This window comes from Helicobacter valdiviensis (assembly GCF_003245365.1).
GTDB lineage: Bacteria > Campylobacterota > Campylobacteria > Campylobacterales > Helicobacteraceae > Helicobacter_D > Helicobacter_D valdiviensis.
This window is the reverse complement of record NZ_NBIU01000009.1, coordinates 25,235-40,507: the sequence shown is the minus strand read 5'-3', so window position 1 is coordinate 40,507 and position 15,273 is coordinate 25,235. Positions and strand designations below refer to the sequence as shown.

Genomic DNA, 15,273 nt, shown 5'->3' with positions numbered 1-15,273 from the left:
AGGATTTGCAAAGATGGAAGAAACACAAAACATTTCAAATAGGCTTTTAGCAGGTATTGATGAGCTTGTAGCAGAATTGCAAAAAATGCGTGAAGAAAACCAACAGTTACGCCAACAAATTGTTCTTTTAAAAGCTGAAAATGAAGCTAAAAACACAGAGATTAGCTCTCTTTATGATGAAATTTCCTCAAAAGAAAAAGAGTTAGAGGGAGTTTTAGGTAAAATCCAAAATGTTCTTGGACGCTAATGGATACACTTCGTATTTCTATTATGGGACGCTTTTTTGACATCCCAAAAGATAGGATTTCTAACGATACACTTCTTCGTATTCAAAAACTTATGGATGTAAATAATGCAATCAATCCGCTTGATTTATTAAAAGAGTTTTTAGAATGTAGCGAAGAAAATATAAAGCTAGAAGAAATCTTAAATGAAGCTAGCAATAAAATTGCAAATTATAAAACCAAAAATCCACTAACCTAAGCTTTTAACTTGCATTATTATTTGGTTGCTCCTTTGGGGCTAAATTCCCCGCTTTTAACCTATCAAGCTAAAAATTTGCTCCAAAAGGGAAGAATTGTAAAAATCTTTGTTAAAAACAAAGATTATCAAGGCGTTGTTCTAAAAGAGGTGGAAAAGCCTTCATATGATTGTAAAGATTTAGAGGAAAGTAAAGAGAGCTTTTTGCCTCACCAATTGAAATTAGCAGAGTTTATTGCAAGTTATTATTGTGTAACTTTAAATCTTGCTTACAATCTTTTTATGCCCGCTTTTTTAGAAGCTAAAACAAGTTTATTACCGCCCAAAGACATTGTTTTAAAACCTCTTAATACAGTTCAAAAAGAAGCCTATGAATTTTTAAAAAATCAAAAAAGTGCGCTTTTGTTTGGGGATACAGGGAGTGGTAAGACAGAAATTTATATACATTTGATGTATGAGGTTTTAAAAGATGGAAAGAATGTTATTTTTTTATTGCCAGAAATTTCTTTAACTCCACAAATGGAAAAAAGATTAGGGAGCGTTTTTGGGGATATTCTAGCTTTTTGGCATTCTAAGATTACAGCTAAAAAGAAAAAAGAAATTTTAACTTTACTAAAAGAGGGCAAGATTAGAATAATAGCAGGAGCTAGATCAGCACTTTTCTTGCCTTTGGAAGAGGTGGGATTGATTGTTGTAGATGAAGAGCATGATGATGCTTATAAATCTTCTCAAAGCCCTCATTATCATGCAAGAGATGTAGCACTTTATTATGGGAGTAAGTTTGGTGCTAGAGTGATTTTAGGAAGTGCTACGCCTAGTTTAAGCAGTTATTATAAGGCTAAAAATGAAGGGAGGCTTTTTAGGTTAAAGGGCGGTTTTTATGAAGCAAAAAGAAGATTTATTTTTGAAGAGAGTGCAAGGGATTTTAGTTTTAATATTTTGGAAAAATTAAAGCAAAATTTAGAAAACAAAAAACAAGCGGTTGTATTTTTGCCCACAAGGGCGAATTTTAAATATCTTCTTTGTAAGAATTGTGGCGGTAGTGTAGAATGTCCAAATTGCAGTGTTACTCTAAGTTTGCATAAAAAAAGCAATGCACTAAAATGCCATTATTGCAACTATGCAACAAGGATTTTAGAGGTTTGCCAAAAATGTGGTGGAGAGTTGGGGAGCTTTAGAATGGGGACGCAAGAGCTTATAGCAGAGTTGCAAGAGCATTTAAAAGAGGCTAGAATACAAGGATTTGATAGAGATACTATCACTACACAAAAAAAATTAAAAAGCACGCTAGAAGCTTTTAATAAGGGTGAAATTGATATTTTAGTGGGAACGCAAATGCTCTCTAAAGGGCATGATTACCATAATGTAGCCCTAAGCGTAGTTTTAGGGATTGATTATCTTTTAAAAGGTGTGGATTTTAGAGCTAGAGAGAGGGCAACTTCTTTGCTTTTTCAAATTGCTGGGAGAAGCGGAAGAAAAGAAGATGGAGAGGTTTTAATCCAGACTTTAAATAAAGATTTTTTTATACCAATTTTAGAGGATTATGAGAAGTTTTTAGAAGATGAGATTTCTTATAAAATGGGGATTTATCCGCCCTTTATGCGTTTGGCACTTTTGCACTTTTCTAGCGCTAATGAAAAAACTGCTTATAATAATATGCACAAGGCATTACAGATTTTAGAAAGCAAAGAAGTGGAGATTGTAGGTTATGGGAAATCGCCGATTGAAAAAATTTCTAACAAATGGAGGTATGTGATTTTCGTGCGTTCAATGAGTGTGAGTGTGTTAAATAAAGCATTAAAAGAATTTATAGATTATCCTTGCACTATTGATGTAGATCCGCTAGATTTTAGTTAGGAAGCATTGTATAAAATCATCAAAATTGCAATAGAGAATTTTTGAAATAAGAGTCCTAAATTTGTAAATTATTATGAAGTTTTAGGAAACTTTTAAGATTAAAGAAAAACTTTTATAATTTTGATTAAATATAAAAGAATTTGCCAAAAACTAGCAAGAAGCAAGAGCAAGTTTTACAAACAATTCTCCTCTTTGTTTGTAAGAGCTAAATTGATCCAAACTTGCAGCAGCAGGAGAGAGCAAAGCAACACTTTGCAAATTATGTTCTTGTTTTAAAAGAGGCATAGCTTTTTCTAAAGTGTAGCAAGAAAGACATTGTATTTGAAATTGTGAAGCTAAAGAAGCAATTTTATCTGTATTTTTACCAATGGCAAAAATTTTGATTTTTAAGTTTTTGGCTAAATTAAATAAAGGTTCTAAATTAGCCCCCTTATCATCTCCACCCAAAATTAGCAGGATTTTAAAATCTTGATAGCGTTTTAGTGCCTCTAGTGTAGCATCTACATTTGTGCCCTTGCTATCATCTACATAAAGTCTATTGTCATTGTCTTTAAATTCTTCTAAGCGGTGTTTGCCTATTTCAAAAGAATTAAGAAGTGTGTAATCTAATGTATTAAATAGGATTTTGGTTGCACTTAGAGCTAGGAGACTATCTAGTAAAAAGGGTTCTTTGAATTTGATTTTTTCTAAATCAATTTTAAAAGTATTTGCTAAATCTTTAGAATCTTCATAGAAAATAAGAGTTGCTAGACTTTTAGTGCAAAAAGGATGGTCTTTTAAAGAGGCAGGAAGAACTGCTACTTCTTTATCTTGCATAGATAAAAGAGGCTTTAGCTTTGCTTCTTTGTAGGCCTCAAAGCTTCCATGCCAACTAATATGATCTTCAGAGATAGGGAGTAAGAGATAAAGATTTGGCTTGGCGATTTTTGTGTAATGGAGTGTAAAAGAGCTTGTTTCTAAAATCCAAATTTTAGCATTTTGTGGTAAGGCTGCAAGAGGTGTGCCGATGTTTCCTCCACACACAGCACCAAATTTTTCTAAAAGATGTCCTAAAATTTGTGTAGTGGTGGTTTTACCATTTGTTCCACTAATAAAAATACTATAAGGCATACAAGAAGCAAAAAAATCATATTCGCTAATAGGATTGCTTTGTTTTATCATAGGGTTATGGGGTGGGATACCAGGACTTGTGATGATTTTAGCATCTTTTTGTTCTTTTAAAATTTCAGAAAGAGAACTTGCAGGATAGAGAAGATTGCCTAGAGTATCTTTGCTTTGTTCTTTAAAACTATCATCAAAAATGAAGCATGGAGCAAATCTTTTTGCAATTTCTTGATTAGTAATACCATAGCCTAGTAAAATATTCATATTGCCTTCCTTAGCGAATTTTGAGTGTTAAGAGTGCAATGAGATTGCTCATTAAAGCTACAATCCAAAAACGCACAATAATTTTAGACTCACTTAATCCTTTTTCTTCAAAATGGTGGTGGAGGGGAGCCATTAAAAAGAGTTTTTTGCCTCTAGTTTTGTAGCTTCCTATTTGTAAAATTACAGAAAGAGCCTCTAAAACAAAAATAAAACCTATTAAAAAAAGTAAAATTTCATTTTTAGAGATAATTGCAGTATAGGCGATAAATCCTCCAAGTGCTAGACTTCCGCTATCTCCCATAAAAACTTGTGCAGGGTGGCAGTTATACCACAAAAAGCCTATTAAAGAACCCACTAAAGAGGCACTAAGAATAGCTACTTCTCCACTTCCTATTACTTTAGGCCATAAAAGATAACTACTTAGTCCAGAATGTCCTGCAATATATACAAAAATCCCCAAAGTTGTAATAGCGTAGATAGAAGGGATAGCCACAAGCCCATCTAAGCCATCTGTTAGATTAACAGCATTACTTGTAGCCACAAAGACTAAAATCCAAAATGCAATACTAAAAATTCCAAAATCCCACAATTCGTTTTTAATAAAGGGCAAATAAAAAGTTCCTTCAAAGTCTATTAGATAAAGTCCCAAGGAGATAATAAAGGCACTTAAAATTTGCAAGAAAAATTTCATTTTTGCACTCATTCCAGCATTTTTTTTACGCATAACTTTAGAAAAATCATCTTGAATTCCAATAAGACAGAAAAATATTATACTAAGCAAACCAAAAATTACATAAGCATTATTAAGCTTAGCACATACTAAAGAGGCTATGAGAGTAGAGAGGATAAAGACAATTCCCCCCATTGTGGGAGTGTTGGATTTTTGTTGGTGATTTTTGGGAGCAAATTTTGAGATAGGTTGGTTTGCATTTTGTTTTTTAGCCCATAGAATATATTTTGGCATAAAAAACCAAGTGAGTAAAAACGCACCAAAAAATGCGATAGCCGCCCTAACTGTGATATATTGGAAGATGTTAATATCTAAAAAAGAATACAAATAATAAAGCATTTTGTAAAACCCATGAAAAAAATTATAAAAAATTGGGTAGGATTCTATCATAAAATAACTTTAATGATGGAAAAAATAATGAAGAGCATTTTAATAATTACAGATGGCATAGGAGAAAGTAAGGAAGAGGAATTTAATGCTTTTAAAAAGGCCAAAAAACCTACTTATGAAAAGTTATTCAAGCAAGTTCCTTATGGAATGATTAAAACTTATGGTTTATCAGTGGGCTTGCCACAAGAACAAATGGGAAATTCAGAAGTGGGGCATATGTGTTTGGGGAGTGGGAGAATCCTCTATCAAGATTTAGTAAAAATCAATCAAGCTATAGAAAAAAATGAGCTTATGGATAATCCTGCATTAAATAGTCTTAAAGAGTGTAAAAGAATTCATATTGTGGGTTTAGCAAGTGATGGAGGCGTGCATTCGCATTTGGATCATATTTTGGCTTTGGCTAAGGGGTATGCAAAGGAGAAAGAAGTTATTTTGCATTTAATTAGCGATGGTAGAGATGTTTTGCCTAATAGTTTTAAAGGATTTTTGGAGCAGATTTTAGGAGAAATTAAAGGCAAAAATATTCAAATTGCAACTCTTAGCGGTAGATTTTATGCAATGGATAGGGATAATCGCTGGGATAGGATAGAACAAGCTTATAATACAATAGCATTAGGACAAAATCGTGCAGAAATAGATAGTATTGAATATGTAAAAAAGCAATATGAAAGCGAGATTTATGATGAGTTTTTAGTTCCTGCTTCTTTTAACTATGAGGGGATTAAAGAAGGAGATGGACTTATTTTTGCTAATTTTAGAAGTGATAGGGCTAGAGAAATCATAAAAGCTTTAGGAATGGACGATTTTAAGGAATTTAAAAGGCAAAGGTATGTAAAAATCCCTATAATTACAATGTGCGAATATGATAAAACCTTTAATTTCCCCATTCTTTTTCCTAAAGAACTTGTAAAGAATACTCTCTCAGAAGTTATTTCTAAGAATCATCTTAGGCAATTCCATACCGCAGAAACAGAAAAATATGCCCATGTAACCTTTTTCTTTAATGGGGGAAAGGAAGAACCTTATATTAATGAAAGCCGTTCTTTAATCCCATCGCCTAAGGTAAAGACTTATGATTTAGCACCACAAATGAGTGCTAAAGAGGTATGCGATGAGGTTTTAGCAGCAATGGAAGCAGGATATGATTTTATTGTGGTGAATTTTGCAAATGGTGATATGGTGGGACATACAGGAGTGCTAGAGGCTGCAATTAAGGCTGTAGAAGCAGTAGATACACAACTAGGACGCATTTGGAGCAAGGCAAAAGAGCTAGATTATGCTTTTGTTTTAACAAGTGATCATGGAAATTGTGAAGAGATGAAAAATGCACAAGGGGAAATTTTAACTAATCATACCATTGGTGAGGTTTGGTGTTTTATTGATGCTCCAGAGGTAAAAAAAGTGCAAGATGGAGGGCTTAGCAATATTGCTCCTAGTATTTTGAAACTTATGGGACTAGAAATCCCAAAAGAAATGGATAAGCCTTTATTTTAGTGCTTATCTTGGAAATTTAGGATTTTGCCTGGTAGGCACATTTATGAAGCAAGATTTTAAGTTTTTGGAATATAACTTATCTTGTTATATGTTATTTTCTGATTTGATCAATATAAAATCCTATGAGGACAGAAATGTATAATGTGGTTTTATGGTGTTTTTGAAGATATTTTGTCTTTGTGGGAATAAAATCGTCTAAAATCATAAAAGTTCTACAAAAATTTAAGTCTTAACACGCTAAAATAACAAGATTTTTTTAAAAACTACATAAAGAAGAACTAATGCCAAAAAGAAATGATATTAATACAATTTTATTGATTGGTTCAGGACCTATTGTGATTGGACAAGCTTGTGAATTTGATTATTCAGGAACTCAAGCTGCAAAAACTCTAAAAGAATTAGGCTATAAAGTAGTGCTTATTAACTCAAATCCTGCAACAATTATGACAGATCCAGAATTTGCAGATAGAACTTATATAGAGCCTATTACAGAGGAAGTTGTCGCTGATATTATTCAAAAAGAAAAAGTAGATGCTATTTTGCCTACTATGGGAGGGCAAACAGCACTTAATATTGCAATGAGTATGTTTGAAAAAGGAATGCTTGAGGGCATTAAATTTTTAGGTGCAAAGCCAGAAGCCATTAAAAAAGGTGAAGATAGACAAGCTTTTAAAGAGGCAATGTTAAAAATTGGTATGGACTTACCAAAATCCCGCTATGCCTATACACTTAATGAAGCCTTAGAAGCTGCAAAAGAGATTGGTTTTCCTTTGATTATTAGAGCAAGTTATACTCTAGCAGGTGGCGGTAGTGGTGTAGCTTATAATATTGATGAATTTAAATCTTTAGTAGAAGCGGGATTGGAGATTAGCCCTATTGGCGAGATTTTGATTGAAGAGTCTTTATTAGGTTGGAAAGAATATGAGATGGAGGTTATCCGCGATAAAGAGGATAATTGTATTATTGTATGTTCTATTGAAAACTTAGATCCTATGGGTGTGCATACAGGGGATTCCATTACTATTGCACCTGCTCTTACACTTACAGATAAAGAATATCAAAGAATGCGTGATGCTTCTTTTGCAATTTTACGCGAGATTGGTGTGGATACGGGTGGGAGCAATGTGCAGTTTGCACTTAATCCTAAAACAGGTAGAATGACGGTTATTGAGATGAATCCACGCGTTTCAAGAAGTTCAGCACTTGCAAGTAAGGCTACAGGTTATCCTATTGCTAAAGTTGCAACACTTTTAGCAGTGGGCTATACTTTAGATGAAATTAAAAACGATATTACAGGAACCCCTGCAAGTTTTGAGCCTAGCATAGATTATATTGTTACTAAAATTCCGCGTTTTACTTTTGAAAAGTTTCCACAAGCAGACTCTACTCTTACTACTTCTATGAAAAGTATTGGCGAGGTTATGGCAATCGGTGCTACTTTTAAAGAGTCTTTACAAAAAGCACTTAATAGTTTAGAAACAGGGATTTTTGGATTTAATCCACAAAGTAGTGATTTAGTAGAAATACAAAGAGAAGTAAGGCGTCCTAATGCAAATAGAATCCTTTATGTAGCCGATGCTTTTAGACAAGGAATAAGTGTAGAAGAGGTGCATGAGTGGAGCAAGATAGATCCTTATTTCTTATATCAAATTGAAGAGATTATACAATTTGAAAACAATATTAGTTTTGAAAAATTGCAAAAGGAAGAATTTTTAAGAGAAGCCAAAATTTATGGTTTTAGCGACAAGATGCTTGCCTTTTTGATTAATCAAAAGGAATCTTTAGAGATAAGAGAAGAAGATATTTACTCTTTGCGTAAAAATTTAGGCATTATCCAAGCTTATAGTGAAGTAGATACTTGTGCGGCAGAATTTGCTACAAAAACTGCTTATTTGTATTCTCACATTCCTTTTATTAATCAAGAACAAGACAAGCAAAAGCAAGAATGTAAAAAAGTAATGATTATTGGTGGAGGACCAAACCGCATAGGACAAGGGATTGAATTTGATTATGCGTGTGTGCATGCAGCCTTTGCCCTTAAAGATATGGGGATTAAAAGCATTATGTATAATTGTAATCCAGAAACTGTTAGCACCGATTATGATACAAGTGATGTGCTTTATTTTGAACCTATTACATTTGAGCATGTAAGATCTGTGATTGAAAGAGAAAAGCCAGATGGAATCATCGTGCATTTTGGAGGACAAACTCCACTTAAGCTTGCCAAAAAGCTTACAACCATAGGAGCAAATATTATAGGCACAAGTGCCAAAACCATAGATGTAGCAGAAGATAGAGAAAAGTTTTCTAAATTTGTTGAAGAAAATGGATTGTTGCAACCAAAAAATGGCACTGCTTTTACGAAAGAAGAGGCTATTAGTATCGCACAAAGTATAGGTTTCCCAGTGCTTGTGCGTCCTAGCTATGTGCTTGGTGGGCGTGCTATGCGGATTGTTTATAATATTGCAGAATTACAAGATTATATGAGTGAGGCTGTAAGTGTTAGTGAGGATTCTCCAGTTTTAATTGATAAGTTTTTAAATAATGCAGTAGAACTTGATGTGGATATTATCTGCGATGGAGTAGATGTGTATATTGCAGGGATTATGCAACACATTGAAGAGGCAGGAATCCATAGTGGGGATTCTGCTTGTTCGCTCCCTACAATTAGTATAAAAGAAGACAAGATTAAAGAAATTGAAGAGACTACTGCTAAGATTGCAAGAAATCTTGGAGTAGTGGGACTTATGAATACACAATATGCTATTTTTGAAGATACTTTGTATTTGATTGAAGTAAATCCTAGGGCTTCACGCACTGTGCCTTTTGTGTCTAAAGCTACAGGCATACCTCTAGCTAAAGTTGCAACAGATGTAATGGTAAATAGGGATTTAAAATCGGCACTTATGCGTTATGATACCTTCAAAAAAGTGGAATTTAAAGATGGATTGTATAAACCAAAGTTATCCAATCATATTGCAGTAAAAGAATCTGTTTTCCCATTTAACAAATTAAACGGTGCAGTGATGGTTTTAGGGCCAGAGATGCGTTCTACAGGTGAGGTTATGGGGATTAGCGATAGTTTTGGAATTAGCTTTGCTAAAAGTCAGTTGGCTTGTAAGAATAATATTCCATTAAGTGGTGAAGTCTTTTTATCTTTAAAAGCATTGGATAAGCCCTATGCAGTGGAGTTTGCAAGAAAACTAAAAGAGCTTGGATTTAGCTTGTGTGCTACAAGGGGAACGGCTAAGATTATAGAAGAAGCAGGGATTACATGTAAAGAGGCATTAAAAATTAGCGAGGGGCGTCCAAATATTGGCGATATGCTCGCAAATGGAGAAATTGCCTTAGCAATTAATACAAGTGATGAGGCTTCCAGTAAGGATGATACAGATAAAATAAGAACACAAGTTTTACGCAACAATGTGCCTTATTTTACAACGATTGAAGCAGCTAGAGTGGCAATTTTAGCTATCGGGGAAATTAGGGAGAAAAATCCAAATCTTGCAAAGTCTATCCAAGATTTTCTAAAATAATGCAAAAACCACTGATTTATCTTGCCCAAAGTGATACTACTGCGGGCTTTCTTTCTTTAGATTTCCATCAACTAAATACAATCAAAGGGCGCGAAATTTCCAAAAATGTGCTTATAACAACTTCTAGTTTGCAAAATTTAAAAAAAATAACTAGAGTGCCAAATCTCCATAAAAATAGGGTAAGAAAAAGCAAAAAAACAACTTTTATTTATAAAGAACCCAAAAATATTGCAGTGCGTGTGGTAATGAGTGGCTTACATCAAGAATTTTTGTCTTTTTTTGATGCGCTTTATTCAAGTTCAGCAAACTTTCATAAGCAAAAATTTATACTAGACTATGCGTTAGCAAAAAGCGATGTAGTTGTGCTAGATAAGCGAGGGATAGAAGAAAAAGAAGCATCAAAAATCTTTTTAATCCATCATAAAAAAATAAGAAAAATAAGGGGCTAAGATGAAAGTGGCAGATTTTATCCAATCTATTTTTGTGGGTATATTTTTTGTTTTTATTTTAATGTGTGTGTTTTGGGTGGCAATTTTTGTAAATTATATTCAGTTTTATGGGATTAAAGAGTTTTTCAATCCTTTTTTTGGAAATGTATTTAATGGAGTGATTTTTGCTTTGCTTGTTGTGATTTTTGGGCTAGGTTCTCTATTGAGTGGTTTAGCTAAGATTTTAAGGGTTATATATGGTGTTTTATTAGCTTGTAGTTTAGCTTTATTTGTGCCATCTTTAGGTAAAGCAGTAGGGGGGATATTGCTAAGTAGCCAAGAAGTCGTGTTAAAAAATGGAGAAGAAGTTAGAGTGCATAGTCTTTATCAAAATAAATTTTACATTATCTATCAAGAAGATAGAGGAGATACAAAAGAGCTTGTATATTATGAACGCCCATAGCATAAGATTTCAGGGCGGTATTCAAAATGCATCGTATCATAATGCCACCATTTTCCTCCCCAAATAAATCCTTCACTTTCAAAAATTTCTATAATTTCTTGTGGAATTTTGGGTGGATTTCTTCTTTTTTTATCCCAAAGCCAATAGCTAGAATGCGCCACGCTAATATCTATTGCAATCCCATAGCTATGTGCACTTAGGCGATTTGTTTTTGCTATTTTTCTATATTTATATGTTCCGCCGATTTTGCTAAGATAGGGGAGAAATTTTTTATCCAGTAATTTTAGTTTGTTTTTAACGCGTATTAGTGCCTCATAAGCTCCATTTTGAGTATTGAATAAAAAGACTTCCCCATCTAGCCAAGTTAGCTTTTTTAGATTTTTCTCAATCGCTTCTTTAGTGTCTCCATAAACTTGCCCCAAAAGTTCTAAATTTCTTATGCGTGAGGAATCTTCATAAGGATTTTTAGGAGCATTTTTTGGATAGGGATAGAGAAATATACTTGCAATATCAGGATTTTGCAATCTTTCTTCATAGCTTGCATTTTCTTTGTGCGTTGCAAAAGGAATGGAGTGGGAATTTTTTAAAATGACTTGATTGTTTGTGATTTTTAAAATAGGATAGCTTTGCATTAGGCAAGTGCGGATTTTATTTGCACTAAGACAAAGTGGTAAAAACAGAAAGATAAGGTTAAATAACAATATGGATTTTTTCATGTTTTGAAAATTTAGAAAAAATTAAATTGCGTTCTTCCTCATTATCTACTTGCACTTCAATATTGATGCTGTGGTATTTGCCACCTTTGCTTGCTTTGCCTAGAGTGTGCTTAAATTCCTTATCTATAAGGGTAAAAGCAATTTCTACAAGCTCATCTTTATCATTTCCAATAATTTTATACTGCCAAAGGCATGGATAGGTGATTTGTGGTTTTTCCATATTTAATCTTTTTGTAAATTTTTAAAAATTTCATTTGCAAAGGCTGGGATTTTGGTTATTTTTGGTATTTTGTTTTCTCCAAGCTTGATACAAACTAGCAAAATTGTAGCAGAAAATATCTTTTTTTCTTGTAAAAATATTTCTTGCTCTAATAAAATAGAAGCACTTTTAAGCTCTAAAATTTTGGTTTTTACCTCTAGTAAATCGCCAAGTTTTGCAGGGTGTAAAAACTCAATTTGCATAGATTTTACGACAAATCCTACTTCTTTATCCTGTGGGCTTAAGCCAAGTGTGAAAAACCACTCACTTCTTGCCCTTTCGCAATATTTTAGATAATTTGCATGATAGACAATCCCGCCACAATCTGTATCTTCATAATAGATTCTTATTTTCATTTTTACTCCTAAATTAATCGCTTAATTTCATTAGAGCTTTTAAATTAAAAAATTTTGGCTCAATGAGAATTTTGCCATTTTGATCCATTAAGCCAACTTTAGAGCCTTTTTGAAATCTTATAAACTCATCTTGTCTAAGATTTAACCGATACAAAAAATCATATTCTGCTTTTACAAAAGCATTATTTTCTAAATTTTTAAAGCCATATTTTGTTTCACGCTCACTGCCATAATTTTCTATTTTTAGTAAAGCTATATTATCTGTAATGGCGATGTCTCTATAAATTGGCTCTAGGATAATATTCCCTTTTAAGTCTATTAAGCCCTTTTTTGTAAAAAAATCATTGCCAACAGAAATTGTTATGTATTTTCCATCTACTACTTCTTCTGCATAATAGACTGATGGGATTTCAATAATCTTGCCGTTTTTGTCCATAAAAACTATTTGGTCATCATAGCGTGCTTTAGCCCATATTAAGCCATCTTTTGCACTGCTGTATTCTAAATATTTAAATTGTGGCTCAATGATTATCTCCCCTTTTTTATTGATAAGCCCCCAATCGTGGCTGACTAAGATTCCTGCCACTTCTCCATAAAAGTCTTCTACTTCTGTAAATTGTGGTTTTATAACCATTTCGCCCTTTTTATTAATAAATCCCCATTTGCCATCTAGCTGAACTGCGGCAAGATTTTCACTAAAACTTTTTACTCTCTCATAAATAGCTGGTATAACCATTTTCCCACTTTTATCTATAAATCCCCATTTACCATATTTACCATTTAGTTTAATTGCTCCAAGCCCGTTTTGAAAAATATCTACATCTTCATAAATAGTGGGTATTACTATTTTTCCATTTATATCCATAAAGCCCCATTTACCTTCTTTTTGAACCGCTATAAGCCCATCATTAATCCTATAATCAATTGCATCAAAATTAATTTCTGTTAAGATTTGAAAATCAGCATTTGCAACACCAAATTTATCATCTATTTGGAGTTTAATTAAATTTCCATTAGCAATTCTATCAAATTCATCAAATTTAGGCTCTAAAAGAACTTCTAAATTTTGATTGATTAAGCCCCATTTTTTATTGACTTTTATTGAAAATATATTATCACTATACTTAATAACACTATCATAATATTCATTAACTTTATCAATATTTTCCATAAGAATCTTGCCAGAAGCGTCTATAAAGCTAATCTTTTCATTTAAAGTAACTTTGAAAAAATCACCAAAAAAATTTATATCATTATAAATGGGTTGTATTATAAAATTGCCCTTTTTATCTATAATTCCCCATTTTTTATTTTTACTAGCTAGAGCATAGGAATTGTGAAAAATAGATGCCCCTTTAAATTGTGGCTTTATTATAAATTCTCCTTTTTTATTGATAAAGCCAAAAAGTCCATCTTGTTTTACAGGAGCAAGTCCATCATTAAAATCACCAACACTTTCAAACCTAAAATCTATAACAATATCCCCCCATTCATCTACAAATCCCCATTTATCATCTTTTTTAACTGCGATAAGCCCTTCAGAATAATCTCTAATTTCCTTAAATTTAGGCTCTAAAATCTCTTTTCCTTCTTGATTTAAGATTCCATAAAGATTATTTAATGGATCATTTTTAAAAATTGTTTTGGATTTATTTATGGTAACTTCTATAAAACCATTATTTAAAAAATCAAAATCACTATATTTTGCTTCAGTGATAGAATTTCCCTCTATATCAATCAGTGCATATTGGAAGGGGCTTGCAGATGTAGCAGGTATAAAGCCATGCTCTAAAGAAGTGAGATATATTTTTGCTTTGTTAAGTCCTAAATCTTTTGCTTTTTTGTAATAGGCTTTAGCACTGACAAAATCTCTTTTTGGTAAATTTTGATAAAGCCTTCCAAGTTCTAGACAAGAATCTGCATCGTTTTTATCACAAGATTGTTTATAAATTTGCTCTAGCTTTTCACAGCTTTGTCCTTCTTTAAAACTACATTGCTTTTTTAGGGTATCTAGCTCTTTAGCTTTAAAACAACCACTAAATAATATTACTAAGAGCAGGGCTGATAATAATCTAACTTTTGTCATCATCTCTCCTTTTTATATAATTTTTATATTTTAACAAAAGTTATATAAAACTTTTTATTGCAAACTCGCTAAAGGGCAGTATTTTATAAGGGGTTCCGAGATTTTCTCCTTTTTCTTTTTGGCTAAGACTTAAGATTAAAAAGCTTTCACAAAATTCTCTTTCTTTTGTAATTTTACTTAGTTTTGTTTCTAGATTTTGGATAAAGGGCATACAAAGAATCCCTAAGGATAATGAGGGGATATAAAAATCAATTTTATCTGTATAAAAAATCTCATCTTTAAAGCGTGCATAAAGTTCTAAAAACACCATATTTTCAAAAAGCGTAGAGAAATCTTTTTGAAAACTTAGAGAATTTTTAAGACTAAAATCCCAAAAATAAAGCTTTTTTGGAGCAAGTGCGTGTTCAAACTTCCTTACCCAAAAAAGTATATTTTGTTCTTCTAAGGTGTTAATAAAGCCATAAAATCTATCTTTTGAAATTTTTCCTTCTTTTTTTAATTTGGTATAGATTTGATGGGGAGAAACTTTAAGTCCAGAAGAAAGAATAAGGCTTTTAAATATCCATAATTCTTGAGTATCTTTACTTAGAAGTTTTAAAAGATTTACTTTTTTTTCTTCATTAAAATCTTCTATAAATAGGGTGCCTTTTTTAAGATATTGGTGGAAAATTTCTTGCTCTTGTCCTTTGAAAAATTGTTTAAATTCATTAAAGAGAATAGGAGGAAATTCTAAAGCAGTAAATGATGGAATAGAATAATGAATATTAGAGATTAAAATGATATTTTCTATTGCGGGCAAAAAAGATATAGGAAGTAAAGTAGGCGAGTAGTGGTTAATGATTAATAAATCTATTTTGGTTTTAGAACAAAAATCACTCAAATCTTTTAGGAATTCTAAGTTATTCAAGCGAATATCTACTAAATCTATATAGAGTTTTTTAAGTGCAAGTTTATCTTTATGTTCAAAAAAATTTAATACATAATCGCTTTTACCTAAAAAGGGTGCGCCAAAAACTAGAGTTTTTTTGGAAAGATTTAAGGAAATTTTTCTATGGAATTTGTTGGAATTTTTAGGGTAATTTTCAAAAATCTGTTCTAAAAGCATAATTT

General features: G+C 32.3%; 14 protein-coding genes. 7 read left to right on the top strand and 7 right to left on the bottom strand.

Annotated elements, in window-relative coordinates:
- Positions 1-13: 13 nt before the first annotated feature.
- From B6S12_RS04600 to B6S12_RS04590, 3 genes are read left to right on the top strand one after another with little or no spacing between them, the layout of a single operon-like run.
- Positions 14-247: a hypothetical protein gene (locus tag B6S12_RS04600; RefSeq protein ID WP_111229631.1), complete on the top strand. Its 234-nt coding sequence runs from the start codon at positions 14-16 to the stop codon at positions 245-247.
- The gene (locus tag B6S12_RS04595; RefSeq protein WP_111229630.1) at positions 247-483 is read left to right on the top strand and encodes a hypothetical protein; all 237 of its coding nucleotides are present in this window, start codon (positions 247-249) and stop codon (positions 481-483) included. Before B6S12_RS04600 ends, B6S12_RS04595 begins: the two co-directional genes overlap by 1 nt.
- A 9-nt stretch (positions 484-492) precedes the next feature.
- On the top strand, positions 493-2,337 hold the full coding sequence (locus tag B6S12_RS04590; RefSeq protein ID WP_111229629.1) for a primosomal protein N': 1,845 nt from the start codon (positions 493-495) through the stop codon (positions 2,335-2,337).
- A gap of 150 nt (positions 2,338-2,487) precedes the next feature.
- Here B6S12_RS04590 and murD read toward each other — a convergent pair whose 3' ends face one another.
- Positions 2,488-3,705: a UDP-N-acetylmuramoyl-L-alanine--D-glutamate ligase gene (murD, locus tag B6S12_RS04585; protein ID WP_111229628.1), complete on the bottom strand. Its 1,218-nt coding sequence runs from the start codon at positions 3,703-3,705 to the stop codon at positions 2,488-2,490.
- Between the two features lie 10 nt (positions 3,706-3,715).
- Positions 3,716-4,774 (bottom strand): phospho-N-acetylmuramoyl-pentapeptide-transferase, encoded by a 1,059-nt coding sequence (gene mraY, locus B6S12_RS04580; protein WP_111229655.1) that lies wholly within the window; start codon positions 4,772-4,774, stop codon positions 3,716-3,718.
- Between the two features lie 78 nt (positions 4,775-4,852).
- Here mraY and gpmI point away from each other — a divergent pair, with 78 nt between their 5' ends.
- The 4 genes from gpmI to B6S12_RS04560 all read left to right on the top strand — a co-directional run bounded on the left by gpmI (position 4,853) and on the right by B6S12_RS04560 (position 10,746).
- On the top strand, positions 4,853-6,319 hold the full coding sequence (gene gpmI, locus B6S12_RS04575; protein ID WP_111229654.1) for a 2,3-bisphosphoglycerate-independent phosphoglycerate mutase: 1,467 nt from the start codon (positions 4,853-4,855) through the stop codon (positions 6,317-6,319).
- 281 nt (positions 6,320-6,600) lie between these two features.
- The gene (carB, locus tag B6S12_RS04570; protein ID WP_111229627.1) at positions 6,601-9,855 is read left to right on the top strand and encodes a carbamoyl-phosphate synthase large subunit; all 3,255 of its coding nucleotides are present in this window, start codon (positions 6,601-6,603) and stop codon (positions 9,853-9,855) included.
- Positions 9,856-9,866: 11 nt separating this feature from the next.
- Positions 9,867-10,304 (top strand): Sua5/YciO/YrdC/YwlC family protein, encoded by a 438-nt coding sequence (locus B6S12_RS04565; RefSeq protein WP_111229653.1) that lies wholly within the window; start codon positions 9,867-9,869, stop codon positions 10,302-10,304.
- A 1-nt stretch (position 10,305) separates the two neighbouring features.
- On the top strand, positions 10,306-10,746 hold the full coding sequence (locus tag B6S12_RS04560) for a hypothetical protein (protein ID WP_111229626.1): 441 nt from the start codon (positions 10,306-10,308) through the stop codon (positions 10,744-10,746).
- Here the strand turns inward: B6S12_RS04560 and B6S12_RS04555 are convergent.
- The 5 genes from B6S12_RS04555 to B6S12_RS04535 are packed head-to-tail and all read right to left on the bottom strand — an operon-like array spanning position 10,731 to position 15,268.
- A complete protein-coding gene (locus tag B6S12_RS04555; protein ID WP_181450955.1) occupies positions 10,731-11,378 on the bottom strand; it encodes a M15 family metallopeptidase in 648 nt (215 codons plus the stop codon). The genes B6S12_RS04560 and B6S12_RS04555 overlap by 16 nt on opposite strands.
- A gap of 58 nt (positions 11,379-11,436) precedes the next feature.
- Positions 11,437-11,682: an HP0495 family protein gene (locus B6S12_RS04550; protein WP_111229624.1), complete on the bottom strand. Its 246-nt coding sequence runs from the start codon at positions 11,680-11,682 to the stop codon at positions 11,437-11,439.
- A gap of 2 nt (positions 11,683-11,684) precedes the next feature.
- Entirely contained in the window at positions 11,685-12,077 is a 393-nt protein-coding gene (locus tag B6S12_RS04545) for a YbgC/FadM family acyl-CoA thioesterase (RefSeq protein ID WP_111229623.1), read from the bottom strand.
- A 13-nt stretch (positions 12,078-12,090) separates the two neighbouring features.
- Positions 12,091-14,163 carry a WG repeat-containing protein gene (locus B6S12_RS04540; RefSeq protein WP_181450954.1) on the bottom strand — a complete coding sequence of 691 codons (2,073 nt, stop codon included), beginning with the start codon at positions 14,161-14,163 and terminating at the stop codon, positions 12,091-12,093.
- Between the two features lie 40 nt (positions 14,164-14,203).
- A complete protein-coding gene (locus B6S12_RS04535; RefSeq protein WP_111229621.1) occupies positions 14,204-15,268 on the bottom strand; it encodes an ATP-binding protein in 1,065 nt (354 codons plus the stop codon).
- Positions 15,269-15,273: the final 5 nt, after the last annotated feature.

Bases quoted from the DNA above. Each gene is read 5' to 3' on its own strand.
- B6S12_RS04600 (WP_111229631.1), top strand. From the start codon at position 14: ATGGAAGAAACACAAAACATTTCAAATAGGCTTTTAGCAGGTATTGAT.
- B6S12_RS04595 (WP_111229630.1), top strand. From the start codon at position 247: ATGGATACACTTCGTATTTCTATTATGGGACGCTTTTTTGACATCCCA.
- murD (WP_111229628.1), bottom strand. From the start codon at position 3,705: ATGAATATTTTACTAGGCTATGGTATTACTAATCAAGAAATTGCAAAA.
- mraY (WP_111229655.1), bottom strand. From the start codon at position 4,774: ATGCTTTATTATTTGTATTCTTTTTTAGATATTAACATCTTCCAATAT.
- gpmI (WP_111229654.1), top strand. From the start codon at position 4,853: ATGAAGAGCATTTTAATAATTACAGATGGCATAGGAGAAAGTAAGGAA.
- carB (WP_111229627.1), top strand. From the start codon at position 6,601: ATGCCAAAAAGAAATGATATTAATACAATTTTATTGATTGGTTCAGGA.
- B6S12_RS04560 (WP_111229626.1), top strand. From the start codon at position 10,306: ATGAAAGTGGCAGATTTTATCCAATCTATTTTTGTGGGTATATTTTTT.
- B6S12_RS04555 (WP_181450955.1), bottom strand. From the start codon at position 11,378: ATGCAAAGCTATCCTATTTTAAAAATCACAAACAATCAAGTCATTTTA.
- B6S12_RS04550 (WP_111229624.1), bottom strand. From the start codon at position 11,682: ATGGAAAAACCACAAATCACCTATCCATGCCTTTGGCAGTATAAAATT.
- B6S12_RS04545 (WP_111229623.1), bottom strand. From the start codon at position 12,077: ATGAAAATAAGAATCTATTATGAAGATACAGATTGTGGCGGGATTGTC.
- B6S12_RS04540 (WP_181450954.1), bottom strand. From the start codon at position 14,163: ATGACAAAAGTTAGATTATTATCAGCCCTGCTCTTAGTAATATTATTT.
- B6S12_RS04535 (WP_111229621.1), bottom strand. From the start codon at position 15,268: ATGCTTTTAGAACAGATTTTTGAAAATTACCCTAAAAATTCCAACAAA.